This is a genomic window from Cysteiniphilum sp., assembly GCF_057495195.1.
In genome coordinates, this window is record NZ_JBXTEF010000002.1 from 1 (window position 1) to 5,713 (window position 5,713).

Genomic DNA, 5,713 nt, shown 5'->3' on the forward strand with positions numbered 1-5,713 from the left:
GCACCCCTCTTGCAAAGAGGGGAATATAAAACCATCATTGCCTAATTCCCCTCTTTGCAAGAGGGGTGGCAGCCGTAGGCTGACGGGGTGTTTAAAAAATCACAGCTTTTCTAAAGTGCGTAACTCCAGTTTATAATAATCGCGCCTTATTCGCTTTAAGTATTTTCTTTTTCTTATGATCTAAAGGTGACAAGATCACATAAGCCACAGGCACGATCAATAATGAAAATATCGTACCAAAACAAAGTCCACCGACAATCACCCAACCAATCATATTATTAGCAACATTCCCAGGTCCCATCGCCAGTGCCAAGGGAATCGAGCCCAAAACCATTGCCGAGGTCGTCATCAAAATCGGGCGCAGACGTGTAATTGCACCTGTTTTGACGGCATCGATTAAAGACACACCCTCTTTGAAGTTTTCATTAGCAAATTGCGTGATCAAAATACCGTGTTTACTAATCAGACCGACGAGTGTAATCAAACCTATATTCGTAAATAAGTTCAAATCCCCTCCTGTCATTAGCATCGTAATCAAAGCCCCAACGGTAGATAAAGGAACGGTAAGCAAAATAATAAATGGATCAACAAAGCTCTCAAACTGAGCAGCGAGCACCAGATAAATAAAAATCAATGCCAAAGCAAATAAACCAAACATCGTACCACTTGAGGATATGAATGCTGCCATACGTCCACCAAAATCAACACCAGCGCCATCAAGCTTTGTTTGACTTGCCAGTTTATTGATCTCGTTATAGACCTCACTCATGCTATAGCCGCTTGAGATATTCGCACTAATTTGTGCGGTATTAACTCGATTGTATCTAAAGAGACTACTTTGTCTAACATCTGGGGTCACCTTAATGAGATTTGATAGTGGTACCATCAATCCTGAATCACTTGGCACATAGATCTTACTTAAACTACCAAAACTAGATAAATCTTTAAGATTCATTTGCACCAGAACTTGATAGCTTTTCTCATCGGTTTTAACATCAGTAATATGCTTACCACTCATTAAAATACTAAATGTATCGGCGATGTTTTGCGAGTCAACCCCAACATTTGCTGCTAATTTGCGTTGAAACTTAACATTATAAACAACATTATCAAACTTCAGACCATTGTTAACATTATTAAGTCCGGGGTAATTCATGAGTTTCTTGGTTAGGCTATCAGCAGCTTTAACCAAATGATCAATTGGTCCGACATTATGCAAATAAATGATCACATCAGAGCCATCAGCATCAGGTCCAAAGCTCACAGGATCTGGGATGCTCATACTGACTTTGATGCCAGGGATTTGCTGAGCCTCGGCCAATAATTTGTCAATAATTGTCTGAGTTGGTACTTTACGCTTATCACCCCATGGTTGCATTGTGACAAAGTTATTGCCATTGCCCGAGAATACATACTCGGCATTGTTCAAAATATAAGGGTTCTTATCATAAACACGCTGACTTAACATATTCATATAGTAATTGGTATAATCTAGTGCTGCACTTGGCGGAGAGGTGATATTTGCCTCAAAATACCCAATATCCTCTTTGGGAATAAATGACTGAGGTACGACCTTAAACAACATAAAACACAAAACACCCAAAGCAACGAGTAATGCAACTACCCAATATTTTGCCTTTAACACGAAGTTTAGTACTTTGGCATAAGCAGCATTTAACTTATCAAATGCATGGTTAAGCGTCAGCTCAATTTTAGTCTCTTTTTCCCGTGATTTTAAAATATAGGCACACATCATGGGGGACAAGGTCAATGCAACAAAACCAGAGATTAGAACGGATCCCGCTAAGGTGAAGGCAAATTCTCTGAAAATAGTCGCACTAAAGCCTGATAAAAAGCCAATGGGTGCGTAAACTGCTGCTAGTGTTAACGTCATTGCAATCACTGAAAATCCAATCTCCGCTGAACCTTGTACGGCTGCATCAAAAGGCTTCTTACCCATTTCAATGTGTCTGTGAACGTTCTCAAGCACAACAATGGCATCATCAACCACCAAACCAATCGCAAGAATAATTGCTAAAAGTGTTACAACGTTGATACTAAATCCACATAGTAACATGACACCAAAGGCACCTATAACACAAACAGGGATGGTTAAGATCGGAATTAGTGCAGCACGGATACTACCCAAGAATACAAACACCACCAACATTACCAAAATAATTGCTTCAAGCAAGGTATCATAACCATCAACAATAGATTTTTGCAAAAAGGTTGATTGATCATAAACCACTTTGACTTCCATGCCTTTTGGTAGCTGCTTGGCAACGCGTTTGAGCTCTTCTTTGGCAAGGTTTGCCACCGTAATTGGGTTGGCGTTATCCGTCGGTCTTAGCTGCACACTTATGGCATTTTGCCCATTAATCAACATGGGCGAGTCGCTTAAACTGGCATTACCTAGATCCACTTTCGCAATGTCTTTTAAATAAACTGGTGCACTGCCACTATCTTTAACAACAAGATTTTTAAATTGATCTGCTGTCGTCAAATCAGTATCTGAACTAATGGAGAAATTACGATACTTGCCGCGAACACTGCCACCTGAGAAGCTAATATTATTACTATTCAAGGTGCTTTGCACATCAGAAACGGTAATACCAAGCGCTGCCATTTTTTGTGGGTTAAGCCAAATTCGCATCGCGTAATCACTGGCACCATAGACCCACACGGCCCCCATGCCCGGAATGGATTGAAAGATCGGAACAATATTCTTTTGCACATAGTCACGTATTTGTGCTGATGTTAGATTTTTATCTAACACACCTAAGTTAACCACAGGACGCTCAACACCCCCTTGAGTCACACTAGGCGCATCAATATCAGCAGGCAGTTTTTGCGATATAATACTTGAGATATTATCACGCACCTGCCCCATGACATTGGTCATATCAGCATCGTCGGCAAAGGTTAAGTTGATTTTGCTACTGCCGTATGAGCTTGATGAAGTCATCTTGACCAAACCGTCAATATTATACAGTGCATCTTCAACTGGTACCGTAACATCATTTTTCATCAATGTCGGCGAGGCGCCTGAATATGAAATCGAGACTTGTGCAATTTTCTGCTGAATCTTAGGGAAATAACGAATCTCAAGATAGCTAAAGCCAACAATACCTAGGACGATAATCATCAAACTTAGAACAACCGCAAAAACGGGTCTCTCAATACATATCTTAGAAAGCTTCATGCGTTACTTACTTCCATTATTACTATTATTACTATGAGTTTCTGCCTGCTCGTTAATCCCAAAGCTACTTTTCGGATCAATATCGATATTTAACTCTTTTTGTAATTTATCAAAGCTTGGTGGTGGCAAATCAGAAATGCTAATTTTAGCGCCATCGGTAAGCTTAAACCCACCTATGGTCACTACTTTTTGCCCTTCTTTTAAGCCTTTTGTTATCTGGGTCCAGCCACTACGGACCATACCAATATCTATTTGCACCATTTTAACCGTATTATCAGGATTAACCACATAGACAAAGGATCCTTGCTGATTGGTTTGAATCGCCATATCTGGCAATGCCAAAATCGCTTGTTTATCCTTTAGAATTTGTGAAACCGACATAAACATACCAGGTGACAATAAATAATCATCATTATTGACCTCTGCTTCAATCTCAAGTGTGCCACTTTTGCTATCTACCGTTGGCGAGATATAGTTAACAACACCTTTGAATATTTTCTTTGGATACGTTTCAGTAGAAAGCTCAACCTCATTACCAATCGCTACTTTTGGCTTAAGATCCGCTGGAATCGCAAAGCGTATCTTTAACGGGTTCTCCTGTGTCAACTGCACAACGGCCGTACCAGCTGCCACATACGCACCAACATCAAACTTATAAATTCCAAGCACTCCAGTAAATGGTGCTTGTAGTTTATCATGCGCAACCACCGTTTTTTGTTGATCAACATCGGCTTGCGCCTGCTGTAAATCAGCATACTTCTGGTCAATATCTTCTTTAGAAATCGCACCTGATTGCTCCAATAACTTAACGCGCGAATAAGTTTGCTTAGCTAAATCTAGCTTTGCCTGTAATGAGCTTAAGGTTGCCATATCTTGCTGATCATCTAAAGCTGCAACCGTTTCACCTTTTAAGACCCTGTCACCATTTTTAAAATATTTCTCTTTTAACTTACCACTATTATCAAAGCTTAAATCAACTTGTTTTAACGCATAGATATTACCCACTGCAGTAATCGTCTCTGGCACATTAATCTTCCTAACCTCACCGACATTAACCGCCGTAGGTTTGACCACTTGTTCCTTATCTTCTGCATAAGCAGACTGATGTAGGCTCATCAATGGTATAGCTAAAGCCATCATCAACGTAGTGATCTTTACTGTTTTTAGTGTTTTTGATATGTGATATTTATTATTTTCATTGTTGTTGTTCATAGGCTCACTTGTCATGGAATGTGTTAAGTCATAAGCTAATTTGATTATAGCCACTGCTTTTATTATGTCTAATAAACTATGATCTTTTATTATCACCAAATTATAATCGATCTAAAATATACTCAATACGTTCTTCTTTGGTCATTGGCTCATTAAGTACTGGTTTGATAAGCTCATGACGCTTTGCCAGCCCTACTTGGTTCGCGATTTGAATATTAAGACCAGGACGTGCATTTAACTCAAGCATCAGTGGTCCATGATCTTTATCTAACACCAAATCGACACCTAAATAACCCAAATTGGTCATATCATAACTGGCACTGGCAATCTCTAAACATTTCTGCCAATGTGGCACAGTAATCCCCTCGATTTCATGTAAGGTGTCTGGGTGATGTGTGATGATCTCATTATGCCAAACACCATGCAGTGTTATTCCGGTTTTTAAATCAACGCCAGCACCAATTGCACCTTGATGTAGGTTTGCTTTGCCACTTGATTGCTGTGTTGGCAGGCGCACCATTGCCATTACTGGAAAACCTTTGATCAAAATAATCCGAATATCTGGCACCCCTTGATAAGCAACTTTGGCAAAGGTTGGATCAAACTGAATCAAGTATTCAATCATCGCTTTATCAGGACGACCACCGAGTGAGTAAGCGCCACTTAATGTGGTTGAAGTATGATAGCGCAGCTGATCTAGCGTCATCAATTTACCATTTGCCAAGCGGTAACGATTATTAATAAAGTGTGTAATGACAAGGATACCCTCACCACCGGCACCTTGTGCAGGCTTAATCACAAACTGATGACGATCGCCTAAGATCGATTGTAGATTTTTATTATCATGTTCTGAACCAATTACGCCATAAAGCTCAGGTACATTAATGCCATGCTCAAGTGCTAAGGATTTGCTCTTGAGTTTATCATCAACCAATGGGTAGTATTTGCGATCATTATATGCCTGGATATAACCAACATTGCGATTATTGATCCCCAATACACCTGCTTGTTTTAGTGCACGCCATTTACTAATCCACCACATTTACTGCTCACCTTTGTCTGCTTTTCCTTGTTGCTGATCATTAATCTTCTGCGCCAATGCTTCAAAACGATAAAGCTCAGTCAAACGGTAGCCACGATAACGCCCAATCAATAACATCACAGCCATCACGACTAACAAAAGCCCCGGGAAAGTGAAAAACCAATACTCTAAATAAGCATTAAAATGTGAATCAAGGTTTAAATTATGCACAGTATTTTTGTGCCAGCAACTCAAATGCTGCACATAGCCTTCCA

Annotated in this window: 4 protein-coding genes; all 4 read right to left on the reverse strand. The window is 39.9% G+C overall.

Going from position 1 to position 5,713, the window contains the following annotated elements:
• Positions 1–130: 130 nt before the first annotated feature.
• Positions 131–3,205, reverse strand: coding sequence for an efflux RND transporter permease subunit (locus ACY10D_RS00085; RefSeq protein WP_486998781.1), 3,075 nt, complete (start codon positions 3,203–3,205; stop codon positions 131–133).
• Between the two features lie 3 nt (positions 3,206–3,208).
• Positions 3,209–4,417: an efflux RND transporter periplasmic adaptor subunit gene (locus ACY10D_RS00090; protein ID WP_486998782.1), complete on the reverse strand. Its 1,209-nt coding sequence runs from the start codon at positions 4,415–4,417 to the stop codon at positions 3,209–3,211.
• A 100-nt stretch (positions 4,418–4,517) separates the two neighbouring features.
• The gene (locus ACY10D_RS00095; RefSeq protein ID WP_486998783.1) at positions 4,518–5,459 is read right to left on the reverse strand and encodes an alpha-L-glutamate ligase-like protein; all 942 of its coding nucleotides are present in this window, start codon (positions 5,457–5,459) and stop codon (positions 4,518–4,520) included.
• On the reverse strand, positions 5,460–5,713 hold a 254-nt coding region (locus ACY10D_RS00100; RefSeq protein WP_486998784.1), incomplete at its 5' end, for a 7TM domain-containing protein.